This is a genomic window from Pseudomonas sp. (assembly GCF_046581935.1).
Lineage (GTDB): Bacteria > Pseudomonadota > Gammaproteobacteria > Pseudomonadales > Pseudomonadaceae > Aquipseudomonas.
The window spans coordinates 77,962-96,706 of sequence record NZ_JAYGFK010000019.1; the positions used below are offsets into that span (position 1 = coordinate 77,962).

Annotated in this window: 16 protein-coding genes and 2 pseudogenes; 15 read left to right on the forward strand and 3 right to left on the reverse strand. The window is 62.5% G+C overall.

What is annotated here, in order from left to right:
• Nucleotides 1–2: 2 nt before the first annotated feature.
• From VCA57_RS17185 to VCA57_RS17195, 3 genes are all read left to right on the forward strand, one after another.
• Nucleotides 3–1,340, forward strand: coding sequence for a DUF1329 domain-containing protein (locus VCA57_RS17185; protein WP_411186292.1), 1,338 nt, complete (start codon nt 3–5; stop codon nt 1,338–1,340).
• Nucleotides 1,341–1,470: 130 nt separating this feature from the next.
• Nucleotides 1,471–3,219 carry an arylsulfatase gene (locus VCA57_RS17190; protein ID WP_411186293.1) on the forward strand — a complete coding sequence of 583 codons (1,749 nt, stop codon included), beginning with the start codon at nt 1,471–1,473 and terminating at the stop codon, nt 3,217–3,219.
• A gap of 92 nt (nt 3,220–3,311) precedes the next feature.
• Nucleotides 3,312–3,830 (forward strand): hypothetical protein, encoded by a 519-nt coding sequence (locus tag VCA57_RS17195; RefSeq protein ID WP_411186294.1) that lies wholly within the window; start codon nt 3,312–3,314, stop codon nt 3,828–3,830.
• Nucleotides 3,831–3,888: 58 nt separating this feature from the next.
• Here VCA57_RS17195 and VCA57_RS17200 read toward each other — a convergent pair whose 3' ends face one another.
• Nucleotides 3,889–4,800 carry a LysR family transcriptional regulator gene (locus VCA57_RS17200; RefSeq protein WP_411186295.1) on the reverse strand — a complete coding sequence of 304 codons (912 nt, stop codon included), beginning with the start codon at nt 4,798–4,800 and terminating at the stop codon, nt 3,889–3,891.
• Nucleotides 4,801–4,889: 89 nt separating this feature from the next.
• On the opposite strand from VCA57_RS17200, the gene VCA57_RS17205 reads away from it, so the two are divergent.
• From VCA57_RS17205 to VCA57_RS17250, 10 genes and pseudogenes are all read left to right on the forward strand, one after another.
• Nucleotides 4,890–5,918, forward strand: coding sequence for an amidohydrolase family protein (locus VCA57_RS17205; RefSeq protein ID WP_411186296.1), 1,029 nt, complete (start codon nt 4,890–4,892; stop codon nt 5,916–5,918).
• The gene (locus VCA57_RS17210) at nt 5,915–6,820 is read left to right on the forward strand and encodes a VOC family protein (RefSeq protein WP_411186297.1); all 906 of its coding nucleotides are present in this window, start codon (nt 5,915–5,917) and stop codon (nt 6,818–6,820) included. The genes VCA57_RS17205 and VCA57_RS17210 overlap by 4 nt, the downstream gene beginning before the upstream one ends.
• The gene (locus tag VCA57_RS17215) at nt 6,817–7,677 is read left to right on the forward strand and encodes a fumarylacetoacetate hydrolase family protein (RefSeq protein WP_411186298.1); all 861 of its coding nucleotides are present in this window, start codon (nt 6,817–6,819) and stop codon (nt 7,675–7,677) included. Before VCA57_RS17210 ends, VCA57_RS17215 begins: the two co-directional genes overlap by 4 nt.
• A gap of 1 nt (nt 7,678) precedes the next feature.
• Nucleotides 7,679–9,247, forward strand: coding sequence for a bifunctional 3-(3-hydroxy-phenyl)propionate/3-hydroxycinnamic acid hydroxylase (locus VCA57_RS17220; protein ID WP_411186299.1), 1,569 nt, complete (start codon nt 7,679–7,681; stop codon nt 9,245–9,247).
• Nucleotides 9,248–9,289: 42 nt separating this feature from the next.
• On the forward strand, nt 9,290–9,712 hold the full coding sequence (locus VCA57_RS17225; protein WP_411186300.1) for a GlcG/HbpS family heme-binding protein: 423 nt from the start codon (nt 9,290–9,292) through the stop codon (nt 9,710–9,712).
• Between the two features lie 80 nt (nt 9,713–9,792).
• The gene (locus VCA57_RS17230; protein ID WP_411186301.1) at nt 9,793–10,626 is read left to right on the forward strand and encodes a cache domain-containing protein; all 834 of its coding nucleotides are present in this window, start codon (nt 9,793–9,795) and stop codon (nt 10,624–10,626) included.
• A gap of 137 nt (nt 10,627–10,763) precedes the next feature.
• Nucleotides 10,764–11,963, forward strand: a complete 1,200-nt coding sequence (gene fdhA / locus VCA57_RS17235) for a formaldehyde dehydrogenase, glutathione-independent (protein WP_411186302.1) — start codon at nt 10,764–10,766, stop codon at nt 11,961–11,963.
• Between the two features lie 98 nt (nt 11,964–12,061).
• On the forward strand, nt 12,062–13,114 hold the full coding sequence (locus tag VCA57_RS17240; RefSeq protein ID WP_411186303.1) for a Rieske 2Fe-2S domain-containing protein: 1,053 nt from the start codon (nt 12,062–12,064) through the stop codon (nt 13,112–13,114).
• Between the two features lie 106 nt (nt 13,115–13,220).
• A pseudogene (locus VCA57_RS17245) lies at nt 13,221–14,291 on the forward strand (methyl-accepting chemotaxis protein); the annotation flags it as partial.
• Entirely contained in the window at nt 14,286–15,176 is an 891-nt protein-coding gene (locus VCA57_RS17250; protein ID WP_411186480.1) for a methyl-accepting chemotaxis protein, read from the forward strand. The pseudogene VCA57_RS17245 and the gene VCA57_RS17250, both read left to right, overlap by 6 nt.
• Before the next feature lie 264 nt (nt 15,177–15,440).
• Here VCA57_RS17250 and VCA57_RS17255 read toward each other — a convergent pair.
• Nucleotides 15,441–15,896, reverse strand: a pseudogene (locus tag VCA57_RS17255) (aromatic ring-hydroxylating dioxygenase subunit alpha); the annotation flags it as partial.
• On the opposite strand from VCA57_RS17255, the gene VCA57_RS17260 reads away from it, so the two are divergent.
• Nucleotides 15,879–16,355: a hypothetical protein gene (locus VCA57_RS17260; RefSeq protein ID WP_411186304.1), complete on the forward strand. Its 477-nt coding sequence runs from the start codon at nt 15,879–15,881 to the stop codon at nt 16,353–16,355. The pseudogene VCA57_RS17255 and the gene VCA57_RS17260 sit on opposite strands and share 18 nt — an antisense overlap.
• A gap of 252 nt (nt 16,356–16,607) precedes the next feature.
• Here VCA57_RS17260 and VCA57_RS17265 read toward each other — a convergent pair whose 3' ends face one another.
• The gene (locus VCA57_RS17265) at nt 16,608–17,156 is read right to left on the reverse strand and encodes a TetR family transcriptional regulator (protein ID WP_411186305.1); all 549 of its coding nucleotides are present in this window, start codon (nt 17,154–17,156) and stop codon (nt 16,608–16,610) included.
• Between the two features lie 145 nt (nt 17,157–17,301).
• On the opposite strand from VCA57_RS17265, the gene VCA57_RS17270 reads away from it, so the two are divergent.
• Nucleotides 17,302–18,735 carry an aldehyde dehydrogenase gene (locus VCA57_RS17270; protein ID WP_411186306.1) on the forward strand — a complete coding sequence of 478 codons (1,434 nt, stop codon included), beginning with the start codon at nt 17,302–17,304 and terminating at the stop codon, nt 18,733–18,735.
• The last annotated feature ends 10 nt before the right edge of the window (nt 18,736–18,745 follow it).

An 18,745-nucleotide genomic window follows, 5' to 3' on the forward strand; every position in this document is an offset into this window, starting at 1 on the left:
CGATGAATATTCGTCATACCGCAATTGCCCTGGCGCTGCTTGCCTCGATGGTGCAGCCGGCCATGGCCGCCGTATCGGCCGAGGAGGCCGCCAAGCTGGGTAACGAGCTGACGCCTCTGGGCGGCGAGAAGGCAGGCAATGCCAAAGGCACCATCCCGGCCTGGAACGGCGGTTACCAAGGCCCCGCTGATACCAGTGGCCGCCGTAGTGACCCATTCAAGGACGAGAAGCCGCTGTACACCGTGACCGCGCAGAACATGGATCAGTACGCCGAGCAGTTGACCGATGGCGTCAAGGCCATGCTCAAGAAGTATCCGGATACCTACCGCGTGGATGTCTACCCGACCCACCGCACGGCCTCGGCGCCGGAGTGGGTATACAAGAACACCGCCGAGAATGCCGTGCGTGGCGAGCTGGACGGCTCTATTGCCAAGAACGTCTATGGCGGCATTCCCTTCCCCATTCCTAAGAACGGCGAAGAAGCGATCTGGAACCACAAGCTGGCCTGGCGTGGCTCCTCCTGGCAGGTCGCGCTGAACCAGTACCAGATCACTGCTGAAGGCAAGCAGATCCTGACCACCAACGCCAACCTGCGTCAGCGCATGCCGTACTACTTCGAGGACGGTAACGTCGCGAACTTCGATGGCTACTTCTGGGAGCTGAACGTCGAGACGATTGGCCCACCCATCCGTGCAGGCGAGATCGTAGTGGGTCGCCAGAACGTGGATGAAGACAAGTCGAAAACCTACACCTACCTCTCTGGCCAACGCCGTGTGCGTCGAGTGCCGAACGCCTGCTGCGATCAGCCGACGCCGACCACCGCTGGATTGATGTTCTACGACGAGCTCAGTGTCTTCTCCGGCAAGACCGGCGACTTCGACTGGAAGCTTCTGGGCAAGAAGGAAATGCTCATCCCCTACAACGAGAACAAGTTCCTGCAAGCCAAGGAGTCGGACATCGTCACCGGCCAGCACCTCAACCCCGAGCACGTGCGCTGGGAGCTGCACCGTGTCTGGGTGGTCGAGGCCACGCTGAAACCTGGCAAGCGCCATCAGGCGCCCAAGAGCATGTACTACCTGGATGAAGACACCTGGCAGGCCAACCTCGGTGACCGTTGGGACTCCGACGGCAAGCTGTGGAAAACCCTCTGGATGTTCAACTACGTGATGCCGGAAATCGGCGGGGCGATCCAGCAGACATTCGGTTATAACGACCTGCTGTCGAACACGGCTTACATCGCCAACGTGATGAACGACCAGTCCTACCATCAGCGGCAGACCGAGCGTTGGCCGACGGTCACCTTCACTGCCGATGGCTTGGCTGCGCAGGGCGTCCGCTAGCACCTGGATGAGAACCCGGCTGCCCATCGCGGTAGCCGGGGCATCCCGCCGAACGTGCTCGCCAGCGTTGCCTCAACGAAGCCAGCGCGTGGGATTACTTCCTCCAATAACGATAAAAGGATAAACGCGAATGAATCGGTTCAAGTGCAATGCCAGAACAGCATTGCTGCGTGTCGCCTTGGGTGTATGCGCACTTGGCGTGTCCGGCCTGAGTGCTGCCGCCACCGCCAATGGGTCGCCTGAAACGGTTGCAGAACGACCGAACGTCTTGCTGATCGTGGCGGACGATTTGGGCTATTCGGATCTCGGTGCCTTTGGTAGCGAGATCCCAACACCCAATCTCGACCAGCTCGCCAACCAGGGCATGCTGCTGACCAATCATTACGTCACCCCGACTTGTTCGCCGACGCGTGCTGCCCTGATGTCGGGTACCGATAACCATCTCGCCGGCCTGGGCACCATGGCCGAACTGCTGCCACGATCGCCGCAGTTGCAGGGTAAGCCAGGCTATGAGGGCTACCTCAATGATCATGTTTACTGGCTGCCGGAAATCCTGCGCGATGCCGGTTATCACACTTACATGGCGGGTAAATGGCACATCGGCAAGGAGCCCGGACAGTGGCCCGTGGCACGAGGGTTCGAGCAGTCATTCGCGCTTATGAATGGTGGTGGCTCGCACTTCGCCCCCGTACCGGGCAAGCCGATTTTTGCGGATCGCGGCCAGTACGTCGAAAATGATCAGCGCACCCAATTGCCGGCGGATTTCTACTCCAGCAACTCCTACACCGACAAACTGATTCAATACATCAAGCAGGATCATGGCGACGGCAAACCGTTCTTTGCTTGGGCGGCCTACACCGCGCCACACTGGCCGCTGCAGGCGCCTGATGAGGACATTGCCAAGTTCAAGGGCAAGTACGCTGCCGGTTACGAGGCGATTCGGGCGGCGCGCCTCGAGCGCATGCGCAAGCTGGGGCTGATCGGCGAAGATGCCCAGCCGAACGCAGGCCTGCCGACGTCCAAGGATTACCCGTCCTGGGACATGCTGAGCCCTGAGGAGCAAGCGGATGAAGCACGCCGGATGGAAGTCTATGCGGCGATGGTGCACAACATGGACAGCAACGTCGGGCGCCTGATCCAGACCCTCAAGGATCTGGGTGAGTACGACAACACGCTGGTCATCTTCATGTCTGACAACGGCGCGGAGCCAACGGATAGCTTCTTCCCGGCCAACGAGAACACCGATAACAGCCTGGAAAACATCGGCCGCCGTCTCTCGAACGTCGGTTATGGCGCGCGCTGGGCCGAAGTCAGTGCCTCGCCGTTCCGTTTGTTCAAGGGCTGGACGACCGAAGGTGGCGTCAGTTCACCGGCCTTCGTGCGCCTGCCTGGGCAGCGCGCTGCTACGCCACGCATCGAGGTCCCGACGCACGTGACGGATATCGCACCGACGATTCTGGATTTCGCCGGTATTCGTCTGCCCGAAGGCAATCAGTACAACGGTCGCTCCGTGCATCCCATGAGCGGGGTTTCCCTGGCTCCGGTACTCAATGGCGAGGCTGGCAGCGAGCAACTGGCCAATCGCGTTCTCGCAGGCGAGCTGTTCGGCGGCCGCTACGTGCGCAGCGGCAAGTGGAAGCTGGTATCGGTCATGACGCCATTCGCCGACAACCAGTGGGAGCTCTACGACCTGCAGCGCGATCGCAGCGAAAGCCACGATGTCGCGGCAGAGCATCCCGAAGTCGTCAAGCACATGGTGCAGTTGTGGGATGAGTATGCGCTGAAGAACGGCGTGGTGTTCGCACCTAACGAGCGCATGCCGGACACCCGCCGTGGGGCGCCATCCGAGATCAAGCTATCCGGCGAGACAGCACACTGACAGAACCCCCTGAGCAGGCTCTGGTCGCGCGTCAGTGAGGCCGACCAGAGCCCTGTATCGAATCGGCTACGCATGACCAGAGGCTCTCGCTCATGGAAACCAATCTGAGTTCCACGCATAAGAAATACATTCGCAATGAAGTGCTGCTGGGCTGCGTCATCAACGCACTGCTGGCCTTTGCCTTCACCTTCATGCTGTTCAGAAACAGTGCCCAGATCGGCTTGTGGGGTGGCGATGGCATCGCGCTCGACCTGCTCATCACCGTGTTCATGCTGACCTTGTTTGCCAATACGGCGGTGATGCTGATTACCCGCAAGCGAGTCCAGGCAGGACGCATACCCCGCCTTCCATCCAGTGCCTTGAAGGTCATGGGTTTTCGGCTTCCGCATAACCTGTTCCTCAGGGCGTTGCTGGCTGCCGTGCTGATGACCGCCATCATCGGCCCGCTTTCTATCGGCGCATTCGTCGCCCTGGGAATAGCGTCCATGTCGTTCTGGCCGTTCGTGGCGTTCAAGATGGTCTATGGCGCGGTCGTTGGCGCCTTGTCAGCCCCCGTGCTGTTACGCACGGCCCTGGCGGATGGGCCGCAGCAGGAGACGGCTCGCTGTTGAGCGGCTGTTGCTTGGGTAAGTTGAGGCACTTCGAGCGGCTTCGGCCGCTCTTTTTTGCCTACTCCGCGCTGAACAAACTGTGTATCGACGTGCGCAGCCAGGTATGCGCGGCATCCTTGTGATAGCGGCGATGCCAGAGCTGCTGCAGCTCGATGACGGGCGCCTTGATGGGGGAAGGCAGCATACGCATGTTGCCGTTGCCAAAGCGGATACAGGCTTGCGCCAGGTCATGCGGCACGGTCGCCACCAGGTCGCTGGTCGAGATGATCGGCAGCAGACTCATGAAGTGCGAAACCTCGAGCTGTACCGTCCGCTTCACGCCTTCCGCCAGCAGGAATTTCTCGAATAGATGCTCCCGGCCTTCGGGCTGCACAACGGCATGCTTGGCGCTCAGGAACTGCTCCAGGGTCATGGTCTGGCCGATGTCGGGATGGTCGCGCCGCAGGATGCAAACGTATTCGTTGCAGAACAGCCTTTGCTGAAAAAATCCCGCCTTCTGCAGATCCGGAAAATAGCCCATGGCCAAGTCTACGATGCCGGACTCGAGTGCCTCCGCTGCCGTGTGTTTGGGCATGGACATTGTCTTAAGGCGTGCGTTCGGTGCATGGGTCGCCAGGTGGTTGAGGAGCTTGGGCAGGAAATTGATCTCGCCAATATCCGGCGTGAGGATGTGAAACTGGCGATCCGTTGTCGACGCATCGAAGGCCGCCGAGGGCAGGATATGCCCTTTGATCGTTTCCATGATCAGCTGCACCGGTTGAATCAGCTCCGTGGCCCTCGGCGTTGGGTGCATTTCCGTCCCGGCCTTGACGAACAAGGGATCCCCCAGCAGTGAGCGCAACCGGTTGAGCGCAGCGCTCGTAGCGGGTTGGCTCAAGCCAATGGACTCGGCCGCTCGAGTCACGCTGCGATGCTCGATCATCGCGTGGAATACCAGCAAGAGATTGAGATCGACGTTGCGCAAGTTCATGAATGGCAGAATTCCGAATTTGTTTTATGGATTTTTGTTATTCGTTGTATTGAGTTGCTGGATACAGAGTGCCGCAAGATACTGCGGCCATGCAAATAATCAATCCCAACAATTGCTGCGGTATCGATATTCACGCGCACGTGGTCCCCGCGACGTTGCCTGCCTATATCGGTGATCGACTCCCCACTGCCTGGCCGTCCATGGCGCCTGCGCACGAATGCCATCGGCATGTCGTGATTGCCGACAAGGTATATCGCACCGTTTCGGACAAGTGCTGGGACGTCGAGAAGCGACTGGCCGACTTGCCCGGCCTCGGGCTCGGTATCCAGGTGCTGTCGCCCATGCCCGAGCTGCTCTCCTATTGGTTGAATGCCCAGGATGCACAACAGCTCCTGCGCTATCTGAATGAGCAGATCGGCGCCATGGTGGCGACCCAGCCTGCGCACCTGCTGGGCCTGGGTGCCGTGCCGCTGCAGGACGTGGATCTGGCGATAGACGAGCTGCGCTTCATCATGCAGACCCCCGGTTTCGTGGGCGTCGAGCTCGGCAGCAACATCAACGGCGTACCCATCGGCGACACGCGATTCGACCCATTCTTCGAAGCCTGTGTCGACCTCGGTGCGGCCGTGTTCGTACACGCGCTCAAGCCCACCGGGATGGACAGGCTGCTGGGCCCTGGCCCGTTGCAGCAGGTGCTGGCCTATCCCAGTGACGTCGGCCTGGCGGCCGCGTCCTGTATCACCACCAATCTCATGGCGCGCCATCCACGCCTGCGCATCGCTTTCAGTCATGGCGGCGGCACGCTGCCGTCGCTGCTGCCAAGGCTCGAACAGGGCTGGCAGGTTTTTCCCGCTTTGCGTGAGGCAATCAGCGAGTCGCCCATGGCGCAAGCGCGCAAGTTGCACTTCGACACCCTGGTTTTCGATACGCCGACCTTGCGCCATCTGGTCGAGCTGTTCGGCGCATCGCAGCTCATGGTCGGCACCGATTACCCCTTCAACTTTCACGACCGCACACCCGTGCAACGAATTCGTGCTGCGGGCTTTGCAGAAGCCACGGCCAGCGCGCTCGCCTATGCAAATGCCGAGCGTTTTCTCGGCCTGGAGGTTCATAAATGAGTTCACCCTGGATTGAAGCGCTGCGCAGCGTTGCCCTGATCGTGCCGGATGTCGAAGCGGCGACTCGCTTCTATACCGACATCTGGCATCTGGACATTGCCGCTCGTGCCGACGGCTCGGTCTACCTGCGTGGCACGGGAAGTGATCATCACCTGCTGTCACTGCACCCCGGCCCGCGAGCCGCGCTGCGCACCGTCACCTTGCGTGCGCGCAGTGCGCAGGCGTTGGATGAAATCGCCCAGGCGGCGGTCAAGGCAGGCGGCACGCTCATCACGCCCATTGGCCAGGTGAACGAGCCCGGCGGCGGTGTGGGTCTCACCGTCCGGGATCCGGACGGGCGCATTTTCCAGGTGGTGCACGGCGATGAATGCCACGCCTACGCTCACGAAGCGCCTGACCGGCCCATACGTCTCGCCCATGTCGTGCTCAACGCCCATGAGCTGCCAGCCGCTCAGGCATTTCTCGAAAACGCTTTCAAGTTCCGCTTGGCCGATCGCACCCGAATCATGGCCTTCATGAACTGCGACCGCGACCACCATTCGCTCGCCCTGGGCGACACGGACAACGACGCGCTCAACCACATCGCTTTCCTGATGCCCGACGTCGATTCGGTCATGCGTGGCGGCGGCCGTATGCGTGACGCCGGCTACTCCATCGACTGGGGGCCGGGCCGCCATGGCCCCGGCAACAACGCCTTCAACTACTTCGTTGGCCCCGACGGAGTGGTCATCGAATACACCGCCGAAGTCGAGCAGATCGACAGCACCTACAAGGTCGGCGGCCCCGAGGATTGGGTCTGGCCGCCCGGCCGCATCGATCAATGGGGTATCTCACAGCCACCGAGCGCCCGCCTGAAAGAAGCGCAGCGGGCCATCGAATTCATCAAGGAGAACTTTCAATGAAACTGACTACTTATGTGAAGAACGGCCAGCCGCGCCTGGGTCTGGTAGAGGGCGATAACGTCATCGATTTCAACGAGGCCCAGCCGCAGGTGCCGTGCGACCTGCGCCAGGCCTTGCTGGCCGGGGTGGATCTGGCCGCCGCTGCAGCCGCCGCGCATGAGTCGCAGGCCGCGCGCCTGCCCATGGCGTCGTTGCAACTGGCGCCGACCCTGCCGGAGCCGGGCAAGATCATCTGCCTGGGCCTGAACTACTACGACCACGCCAAGGAATCCGGCCGTGACAAGCCGGATTACCCCTGGTTCTTCTATCGTGGCGCCAGCTCCCTGCTGGCTCATAACGGGCAGGCGCTGCGCCCGCGCAACTCCGTGAAGTTCGATTACGAAGCCGAGTTGGCGGTGATCATCGGCAAGCGCGGCAAGCACGTATCCGAAGAAGATGCGCTGGATCTGGTGTTCGGCTACAGCTGCTTCAACGACATCTCGGTACGCGATTACCAGAAGCGCACGCCGCAATGGACGATCGGCAAGAACTTCGATGCCACAGGCGGCTTCGGCCCGCTGCTGGTCACGGCTGACGAGTTGCCGGCCGGTGCATCGGGCCTGAAGATCCAGGGGCGTTTGAACGGCGAAGTCATGCAGGACGCCAGCACCGCCGACATGATCTGGAACGTGGCGGAAACCATCGCGCTGTTGACCGATTGCATGACGCTCGAACCTGGCGACCTCATCGTCATGGGCACCCCGGCGGGTGTCGGGCAGAGCCGCACGCCCCCTGTCTGGATGAAAGATGGCGACCGCTTCGAGGTGGAGATCGAAGGGATCGGCACCTTGGTCAACACCATCGTCGACGAGGCCTGACATGGACGCCAGAGATCAGCAACACGAACTCTACGATGTTGCCATCGTCGGATTCGGCCCTGCTGGCGCCGTCGCTGCGGCGATGCTGGGCGATGCCGGTTTCAAGGTCTGGGTTGGCGACTGCCTCGAAGAGGTGTACGACATCCCACGGGCCATCGCCCTCGATCATGAGATCATGCGCATCTTCCAGCAGATCGGCATAGTCGACGATGTGATGCCCTATACGGAGCCCTTCACGCCGTCCGAGTATTACGGTGTCGAGCGACAGCTCATCAAGCGCCTGACCATGATCGACCGGCCATACCCGCTGGGCTATACCCCGTCGATCGTGTTCACCCAACCTCCCGTGGAGAAGGCGATCCGCCGCAAGGTGGCCAGCCTGAGCAACGTGACAGTGGAGCTGGGTATCGAGGTGACCTCGGTTGGCCAGGACGCCGAGGCTGCAACTCTCTCGGTAACCCGGCCGCAGGGCGGCTCTGGCGAAATCCGTGCGCGCTACGTGCTCGGTTGCGACGGGGCGCGGAGCCTGGTGCGCGATCAGGTCGGCATCGTGCTCGAAGACCTCGACTTCGATGAACCCTGGCTGGTCGTCGACGTATTGGTCAATGAGCAGGGGCTGGCGAAACTGCCCAAGACCAGCGTGCAGTACTGCGATCCGGAGCGTCCATGCACGCTGGTGATCGGCCCCGGCAACCATCGCCGCTGGGAGATTTCCCTCAAGGAAGGCGAGGATCCGGCGCAGGCCGCGACACCCGAGCGCACCTGGGAGCTGCTGGCTCCCTGGCTCACGCCTGAGGACGGCGAGCTCTGGCGACAGGCCAGTTATCGTTTCCACGCCTTGGTGGCCGATCGTTGGCGCGTCGGGCGCGTATTCATCGCCGGCGATGCGGCGCACCAGCAACCGCCGTTCCTGGGCCAGGGTATGTGCCAGGGCCTGCGCGACGTTGCGAATATCGTCTGGAAGCTTGCCGCGGTGCTCAAAGGCGAGGTCGATGGCGAGGCGGGGCAGCTTCTGCTCGACAGCTATGGAGAGGAACGCAAGCAGCACGTCAGTGAGCTGATCAAGCGCATCAAGGCCATCGGCTCGGTGATCTGCGAGCGCGATCCGCTCAAGGCCCGCCAGCGCGATGCGAACTTGCTGGCCGAGGCCGGTGGCGTGGTGAGGGATTCGCCTCGTCAGGATGTCCTGCCCAAGCTCGTCGGAGGGATCCTGTCGCAGGCACCGCACAACGCGGTCGGCACGATCTTCCCGCAGCCGTGGATGCGCCAGGGCGATACGCGCATGCGTTTCGATGAGCTGGTGGGCGAAGGCTGGTTGCTGGTCGTCGACCCAGCCCTCACTGCGCCCCGACTGCCTGCGCTGAACCTTCATGTGATCGGTGCGAACCAGGTCGTCGAGGAAGAGAGCGTCCTCGCGCAATGGATGGCCAAACACGCATGCCGCGCCGTGCTGGTGAGGCCGGATCGGTACGTCTTCGGTGCGGCGGATAACCAGGCCGGCCTGACGCGCCTGCTCGCCGAATGGCAAGAGCGCATGGGCCAGGGCGTCGTGACCTCTATCGCCATCTGAGGCGGCACGGAACACCTTTATCAATCGGCGAGTGGTTGGGTCATGAAGTTATCCCTTGAACAGGCAAATCGAATCATCGACGTCGCGCTGAAAAAGTCGCTCGATTCGGGCTACAAGCCAATGGCCGTGGTGGTCCTGGATGACAGTGGGCAGGTGGTGAGCCTGCAGCGCCAGGACGGCGCCACGGTGTTTCGTGTCGACATCGCAACGGGCAAGGCCTGGGCGGCGGTGAGCATGGGCGTCTCGTCCCGCGAGCTGGTGCAGAAGGCGCAAGCCATGCCGGCTTTCTTTGATGCGCTGGCCGTTACCGGGCAAGGCAGGTTTATTCCCCAGACCGGCGCTGTGTTGATCAAGGACGCTACGGGCCGCGTCCTGGGTGCTGTCGGCGCGAGCGGCGGTACGGGTGATCAGGACGAAGAAATCTGCCTGGCAGGAATCGAGGCCGCAGGGCTGCGCGCTAGCTGATCCGGGGTGACTCCGGGGCGAAGCCGGCTGCGCTTCATTGGGCATTAACCGTGCGCTGAGGCGCACAGGGAGTTGAGAGCATGCGTCTGATGATGTTCCTTTGCAGTGCCTTGCTGTTGCTGCTGACCCACGGCTCGGCGAGTGCCGACCAGGAGCAGCGCGCCAGGGATCTGCTGCAGCGCGCGGTGGACTACTACCGCGTTCAAGGCGATATCGCCTTTGCCGCGTTCAGCCGTCAGGGGGAGTTCATCGACGACGAGCACTATGTGTTCGTCGTCGACACCAGCGGCACCATGTTGGCGAGCGGAGGTACGTCGGCGGCCTGGATCGGGCGGGATGTGACCGAGGCATTCGAGCCAGAGGTGCGCAACGGCTTTCGCCAGGCGCTGGCCGGTGCCGAGGGGGAAGTGCTGACGGCCGAATACCGCTGGATGAATGCCCAGGACGGCAGGGTTGAACGCAAGCGCGTGTTCTTCGAGCGTGTGGGGGATCGCGTGCTCGCCGTTGGCATGTACCTGCCGAGAGCGACGCCAGACCAAGCCAAGGCGTTTCTGAGCCGCGCGGTAGAAGCCATCGAGCGTGAGCCCGAGGCCAGCCTCCAGGCCATCAACAGCCTGTCTCCCCGGTTCAATGAGGACGATCTGTACCTCTTCGTCATTGACCTGCGTAGCGGCCGCTATGTGGCCCACGGCTACAACCGGCGGCTGCTGGGCGTCGAGTTCGCAACCATCAAGGATCCGGACGGCAAGCCGGTCGGCGCGCCGATCCTCGAAATGATGAAGGATCGCTCCGAAGGGGGTTACGGCTACCGCTGGCGCAACCCGGTCACCGGCAAGGTGGAAGACAAGTACGCCCTGTTGCGTAAGACCGGCCACCTGCTGGTTGCGACCGGCTATTACCAGAACGCCAAGTAAGCGCCCACAGCAGCTTGGGGTATTGGGTAAAAGCTGCAGGCGGGTGGCTCGGTCTTGTCTACCCGCTTTGCTACCGACGTCATCGCTGGTCTAGCCGATAGGCCGACGTGGCGTCTCAACATACGAGGACAACAATAATGACAGGTAATCGTGGTGTGGTTTATCTCGGTACGGGCAAGGTCGAAGTGCAGAAGATCGACTACCCGAAGATGCAGGACCCGCGCGGCAAGAAGATCGAGCACGGGGTCATCCTGAAAGTCGTTTCCACCAATATCTGCGGCTCGGACCAGCATATGGTGCGTGGCCGTACCACCGCCCAGGTCGGCCTGGTGCTGGGCCACGAGATCACCGGCGAGGTGATCGAGAAGGGCCGCGACGTCGAGCGCCTGCAGATCGGCGACCTGGTTTCGGTGCCGTTCAACGTCGCCTGCGGCCGCTGCCGCAGCTGCAAGGAACAGCACACCGGCGTGTGCCTGACCGTCAACCCGGCGCGTGCCGGCGGCGCCTACGGCTACGTCGACATGGGCGACTGGACCGGCGGCCAGGCCGAGTACGTGCTGGTGCCCTACGCCGACTTCAACCTGCTCAAGCTGCCGGATCGCGACAAGGCCATGGAGAAGATCCGTGACCTGACCTGCCTGTCCGACATCCTGCCGACCGGCTACCACGGCGCGGTCACCGCCGGCGTCGGCCCGGGCAGCACCGTCTACGTCGCCGGTGCCGGCCCGGTCGGTCTGGCCGCCGCCGCCTCGGCGCGCCTGCTCGGCGCCGCCGTGGTCATAGTCGGCGACCTCAACCCGGCCCGTCTGGCGCATGCCAAGGCGCAGGGCTTCGAGATCGCCGACCTGTCGCTGGACACCCCGCTGCACGAGCAGGTTGCTGCGCTGCTGGGCGAGCCGGAAGTGGACTGCGCCATCGACTGCGTGGGCTTCGAGGCTCGTGGTCATGGTCACGAAGGCGCCAAGCACGAGGCCCCGGCCACCGTGCTCAACTCGCTGATGCAGATCACCCGCGTGGCCGGCAAGATCGGTATTCCCGGCCTCTACGTCACCGAAGACCCGGGCGCGGTGGACGCGGCGGCGAAGATCGGCGCCCTGAGCATCCGCTTCGGCCTCGGCTGGGCCAAGTCGCACAGCTTCCACACCGGCCAGACCCCGGTGATGAAGTACAACCGCGCGCTGATGCAGGCCATCATGTGGGACCGCATCAACATCGCCGAGGTGGTCGGCGTGCAGGTCATCAGCCTGGACGAAGCGCCGCGCGGATACGGCGAGTTCGATGCCGGGGTGCCGAAGAAATTCGTCATCGACCCGCACAAGACCTTCAGCGCGGCCTGATCAGGGAAATGGAGCTGCGGCCAAGGGCATGTGAAGGCATCGAGTTGCCCTTGCGCAGTCTCCAGAAGCGGTGATGACGGAACCTAAGGGGACAAGCTATGCATTTTTTGCGAAACGTCTGGTACGTGGCGGCCTGGGATGAGGAAATCAACAGCGAGACGCTGCTGCAGCGCACCTTGCTGAATGAATCGGTGCTGTTCTTTCGTGACGACGAGGGGGCGGTAAACGCCATCTCGAATCGTTGCCCCCATCGATTTGCCCCTCTGCATCTTGGCAAGCGTGTGGCCGGTGGGGTGCAGTGCCCGTATCACGGCCTGCAGTTCAATGGGCAGGGTCAATGTATCCACAACCCGCAAGGGCCGATCCCGAGGGCGGCTGTGGTCAAGAGCTATCCGGTGATCGAGCAGTACAGCATGGTCTGGATCTGGATGGGCGACCCGGAGTTGGCCGACCCCGCCAGCATTCCCGATTTCTCCTGCCAGGATCCGGCTCAGTACTATGTCGCCAAGCGCTACCTGCACGTCAAAGCCAACTACGTGCTGGAAACGGACAACATCCTGGATCTGAGCCATATCCAGTTCCTGCACCCCGAATCCCTGGGAAGCAGCGCGGTGGCGAATGCCATCACCAGCGTCGAGCAGCAGGGCAACACGGTGTTCTCGAAGCGGCAAACGGTCAGCGATATCCTGCCGGAGTTTCTCTACCGCCAGCGCGGCATACCTGTCGGCACCCCAGTCGATCGGTGGATCGACGTGCGCTGGGACGCACCGGCGTGCATGTTGCTGGAGGCCGGCTCCGTGGCCACCGGAAAACCGCGTAGTGAAGGGGTGTCGAACTTCGTCCCGCACATCTTCACCCCGGAAACCGACACCACCACCCATTACTGGTACTCGGTCTGTAACCCGCTGAGCATGGGCGAGGAAGGTCGCACGCGGGCGGAAGACTTCGTAACAGGTTTGACGAAGCCTTTTCAGGAAGAAGATTTGCCCATGCTGGAGGCGCAGCAGCGGATGATCGGCGATGCCGACTTCTGGTCGCTCAAGCCCGTGCTGCTTGTTGGCGATGCAGGTGCAGTGCGTGCGCGGCGTGTTCTGGACAAGATGATTGCGCAGGAGCGAGAGCTCAGTCTGGTCGAGGCGCATACGGCCTGACAGGGCATCGCCATATCGCCTCAAGGTGTCTTGGCCCCCAATGCAGGGGCCTTCACCGTGATGGCCAAGCCGTTCATCGGTGCATAAGAATAAGAAAGGAACTCCCATGTTCGCTCGCCTGCTCGGCAATCTGTCTGTTGGGGGCAAGCTGTCCCTTGGTTTCGGTTTGGTGCTGCTGTCGACGCTCGGGGTGGCGGCGACGGCGTTTTATGCCTTGAACACGCTCGAAGCGCGTAGCGAGAAATTGCGCGACGTGGCGGCCATCGAGTCCTTGATGCTGCGCGCGCGGGTGGCGGAAAAGGAGTTCGGCCTGGAGCTGGCTCCGGAAGCGGGCGAGCGAGTCACCCACCTTATCGGCGAGCTGGTGGCGTTATTGCACAGACAGCAAGCCGACGCCGGGCAGGCCGACTCCATCGCCGCCGCTAACACCTACCTCAGCCAATTCGAGCGCTACGCCCAGGCGCAGCGTGATGCGCGTGAAGCGCGCATGGGCATGCAGCGTGCCGCCCAGGGGCTCGGCAAGAGCTTCACCGGGGTGCTGCTGGATCAACTGGATGCGCTCACCCTGCTTGCCGACGCTGAGCAGCCGGCTGATGCGACGCGCATGCTGCAACTCGAACAGGCCTCGATGCTGCGTGACAAGTTGGCCAACCTGCGTGACAGCGAGCTGTTCTTCACCCTGGAGGGTAGTGCACAGGTACGCAGCGACTGGGAAGTACGCATGGCCGAGCTGCAATCGTTCATCAAGAGCCTGGAGATGCGCCTCGAAGGCAGCGAGCGGGAGTCCCTGACTCAGGCGAGCGCGGCGCTGGGTGAATACCGCGCTGCGTTTGAACGCTTCGCGGCCAGCCGCAGCCAGGCCAGCGCCAGTCAGGCGGCCATGAATGCCGCCGCCGACAAGGTGAGCGAACTGCTCGAAACCGTCGGGGCCGCGCAGACCCAGGCTTCACAGGTCATCGGCCAGCGGGTGTTGCGCCTGCTCGGGCTGATCGTGCTGCTCGCGCTCTGTTTCGGCATTGGCGCCAGCCTGTTGATCCGTCAGCTGATTCTGCAGCCGCTACGTCAGGCCGTAGCACTGACCTGCAAAGTGGCGGCGGGCGATCTCAGCGCGCGCATCGATGCCGCCGGGCGGCGTGACGAAATGGGCCAGCTACTGGGCAGCGTCGGCAGCATGCTCGACAGCCTGCGTGGGCTGGTGGGGCGTATCGGCCAGGGTGTCGGGCAACTGAACCTGTCGGCTGACAACCTGGTACAGGTAACCGAGCGCACCCGCCTGGGGGTTGAGCAACAACGCGAGGAAACGGAACTGGCGGCGACCGCGATGCAGCAGATGAACGCCACCGCACAGGAGGTTGCGCGCAATGCCAGTGATACCCGCGAGGCTGTCGGTCGGGCCGACAGTCAGGCGCGCAATGCCGACCAACTGGTAGGCCAGGCGGCCAGCAAGATCGACCGTCTGGCCCAGGAAATGGACGGCTGCTCCACGGCGATGGGGGCGCTGCTGCAGGAAAGCGCAGCCGTTGGCAAAGTCCTCGACGTGATCAATGCCCTGGCCAACCAGACCAATCTGTTGGCCTTGAACGCGGCGATCGAAGCGGCGCGTGCTGGCGAAAATGGCCGTGGCTTCGCCGTGGTGGCCGAAGAAGTGCGTCACCTTGCGCAGCGCACGCAAAGCTCCACGGATGAAATCGCCGCCATCATTCAGCAGTTGCGCCTGGTGGCCGAGCAAGCCGCTGGCCGCTTGCAGGAGAGCCAGGCGCTTACCGGCGAAAGCGTGGTGCTGGCCCAGCAGGCGTCAAGCGCCCTGCAAACCATCGCGGCGGGCGTGTCGACGGTCGAGCAGATGAGCCTGCAGATCGCAGCGGCGGCCGAAGAGCAGAGCGCGGTGGCCGAGCAGGTCGGGCAGAGCATGGAACGGGTGCGCGCCATCGCCGAACGCAGTAGCGAAGCGAGTGGCCTGCTCAATGCTTCGGTGCACGAGCTGGAGCAGGTCGGCGGGGCGCTCAACGAGGCGGTTGGGGATTTCCGGGTTCAATCCGCTGCCGCTCAAGCCTCGGGCTGATTAGGTTCTATATGAAAAGTCGTCGAGCGAAGGTCAGGCGATACCGATGGCGGCCCCGCAAAAACAGGTGAGGAACGGACTGGGCTCGCATTCGAGTTTACGAGCTGTAAATGAGCATTCCGAACCTGTTTTTAACGAAGCATTACCGAGCGGAGGCACTTTTCGTACAGAACCTAGTGGCCAACCTCTGCTGCCAGGCGTGCAGGCTGACACGAAGCAGAAAGAGCGACCGCGCCTGCGTTGGCGCGGTTCACTGCAGAGGCATCAAGACGCGTGGCGCAGTTGCTCGATGATCTTGCGGGCACGGTTCGCACCTACATCGACGTGGATATCCACCATTGGCCGGGCTGCAAAGCGCTGCATGTTCTTGTACTGCGCCTCGATGACCACCTTGTCCTCATCGAAGGTCATCATCGTCTGCTCGACGACCTTGCTCAACGTTGCCTCGGGATCGTGGACGGGATTGGTCGCGATGGTCCAGAAGTAGTGACTCGTGGTGTCCGTCTCTGGCGTTACGCCATGAAAGCCCCGCATGTGAAAACCGCCCCGGTTGGCGTCATCCAGAGCGTCGGTGTCCACGTCTACCGCGCCGGTCCAGATGCGCAGATGGCTGATGTGGAACTCGATTTCCTGCCAACGATCCACGTTGCCCTTGAAGGGGTAGGCCGCGGTGTAGGTGGGGGGCGGTGCCGAGTTGGGCATGTGGCGCACAAGCTCAAGACCGGCCAGCCGACCCGCTCACGCACCTCGCTGTCGGCCGTCACCAACTTGGCGCAGCTGTCGTTTGCCTTCGACTACGCCGGCCGTGCACCCTTCAACGATCCATCCGGCCGCGCAGTCCTGGGCCACAATGCCCTGTCGCACTTCTATAAAACAGACGAGGGCTGGCTCTACCTAGACTCCAAGGCGTCCGAGCTGCCCCAACTGGAGCGGGTCGAGGGGCTGGAAGGTATCAGTCAGGCCGCGGATATCGGTGCCTTTCTGAAGCGTGCGCTGCAGGCCGCACCAGCCGGTTACTGGGCAGAGAAGCTGCAGGCAGCCGATATTGCCGCCGCCGTTCCGCAGTCCATCGAATCGCTGCGCGCCCAGTACAGCCGTGAGGGTGATGGTAGCGTGGGTATCGACAAGGGCAGTTTCGCCTTCTCGATACACCACAACCCCCAAGTGGCCACTGCCTGACGCAGATCGACCACCTGGCGATCCGCCTAGCCGAGGCTAGCATCAAGGCTGATTCCCTGCCGGAGCGCTCCCTGCATAGCGGGCAGGACGTACGTCTCGCCCGTTTTGTTTGAGTCGTCATGAGCAACGCCCGTCCAGAGTTGGTCGAGCACGTGGGTGATGTCGGTCATCGCTCGCCCGCAAAACACTCTGCGAATCGTAGTCTCTGGGCTTGGTTTGGGGGGCGACGGCGAACGGATAGATGCGGCAGGCCTATGGCGTTACGATCCGCCGTACAGCCTCGATCATCGCAGCTCGCAGCGCCTTGCTCTTTTTTTGGTCGAGATTACAGTGGTCCAGTTGCGCCGTTGACAGGCGAATCACCAGCACCAGAAGGTACTCCGCGGGAATCGTGTCGCTGACCACACCCGCCTGCTGCGCCTGGCGAACCTTCGCCACCTTTTCCTGCGTGGCGTCCGCCATGATCTTGATCAGCTCGTTGGCGTCACCTCGTTCCAGTTGTTGCCAATTCGCCAAGCGCAGCACTTCCGGGTGTTTGCGGTACCAATCGAACAGCTTGCCGGCGTAGCCCGCCAAATCATGGGCGTCGATGGGTACGCTCGAAACCGTCTGCACCACCATGGCATCGAAGACGGCGTCGAAGAGCCCGTCCTTGTTCCCGAAGTACCCGTAGATCGACTGCTTGTTGCAGTCGGCGGTTACCGCAATCCGATCGACGCGCGCACCGGCGATGCCATAGGCGGCGAACTCCGCAGTGGCGGCGTCCAGAAGGCGCTGTTTGGTCACTTCCGAGTTTCTCATGTGGGGGGGCTCCGTGGTTGCGGGTCAATTTCATTCGGGTATGTGGCTTTCAGTATCATATCAACCAACCAGTTGGTTGACTTTATTTCTTTCCTGTCTTAGGTTATCAACCAACCAGTTGGTTGATAACCTAAGAGGACCTGATATGCCTTCCTTTTCGCACAACTACATCGGCGGCGAGCGTGTCGCCTCGCTCGGCGAGGACCTGTTCGAGGTCCGCTCGCCCTACAATGATGAACTCGTCGGCACGGTACCTGCGGCCACTAAAGGCGACATCGACCTGGCGGTCAGCGCTGCGCGAACGGCTTTCGATGAAGGCCCGTGGCCGAGTATGAGCCCGGCCGAACGCCAGGCCGTACTCAAGAAGTTCGCCGACCTGCATGCTGCGCGCTGCGACGAATTCGCTCAGTTGATCAACCGCGAGAACGGCATCCCGTTGATGTTTTGTGCCGGCGTGCAGCAGTACATCCCACTACTGAACGCGGCTTATCTGGATGTGGCCGCCAGGTTCCCCTGGGAAGTCACCCGGCCGGCAATGCCGCAGGGCGAGACACTGCAGCGCTGTGTCCCGCTGGGCGTCGTAGCGGTTATCATCCCGTGGAACGCGCCTCATCAGTCGGCCCTCGCAAAGCTCGTTCCGGCCCTGCTGGCTGGTTGCACCGTGGTATTGAAACTTGCCCCTGAGACGGGCCTGGACGGACATTTCCTCGGCGAGCTGTTTGCCGAAGCCGGTGTTCCCAAGGGCGTGGTCAACATCCTGACGGCGGACCGCGAGGTCAGCGAGCACCTGGTGACCCATCCTGACGTCGACAAGATCGCTTTCACCGGCTCCACCGCAGCGGGCAAGCGAATCGCAACCCTCGCCGGCGAGGGGCTCAAGCGCGTGAGTCTCGAGTTGGGCGGCAAGTCCGCCGCGATAGTGCTGCCGGACGCCGACCTTGTCGCCACCGTCGAGGCGCTGCGTTTCGCCTCCTTCTTCAGCAGTGGGCAGGCGTGTGTCGCGCAAACCCGGGTACTGGTCCCGGCTGAACTCCATGATCGCTTCGTCGAGGCGCTGGTGGAGATGGTGCAAGGGATGAAGGTGGGCGATCCGGCAAACCCGGAAACATTCATCGGTCCCCTGGTCTCCAAGCGGCAGCAGGAGCGGGTTTGGAGCTACATCGAGAGCGGCTTGGCGGAGGGCGCCACGCTCGCGGCGGGAGGCCTGGGCATGCCGGACGGTCTCACCCAGGGGGCCTTCGTGCGTCCGACCGTTTTCTCCAATGTGAAGAACAGCATGCGTATCGCCCAGGAAGAAATCTTCGGCCCGGTCGTCTGCGTGATCCCCTATCAGGATGTCGACGAAGCCGTGGCATTGGCCAACGACTCGCCATATGGCTTGGCTGGCGGCGTGTGGACGGCCGACCATGCCCGAGGGGTCGAGGTGGCGCGGCGGATTCGGACCGGTACATTTGCGGTGAATGGAAGTGGGCCGGACTGCCTCGCCCCCTTCGGTGGCTTCAAGCAAAGTGGTATCGGCCGCGAATTCGGCGAGCAAGGGCTATCCCACTATATCGAGCACCAGGCGATCTATCTCTAAGGCCAGGGTC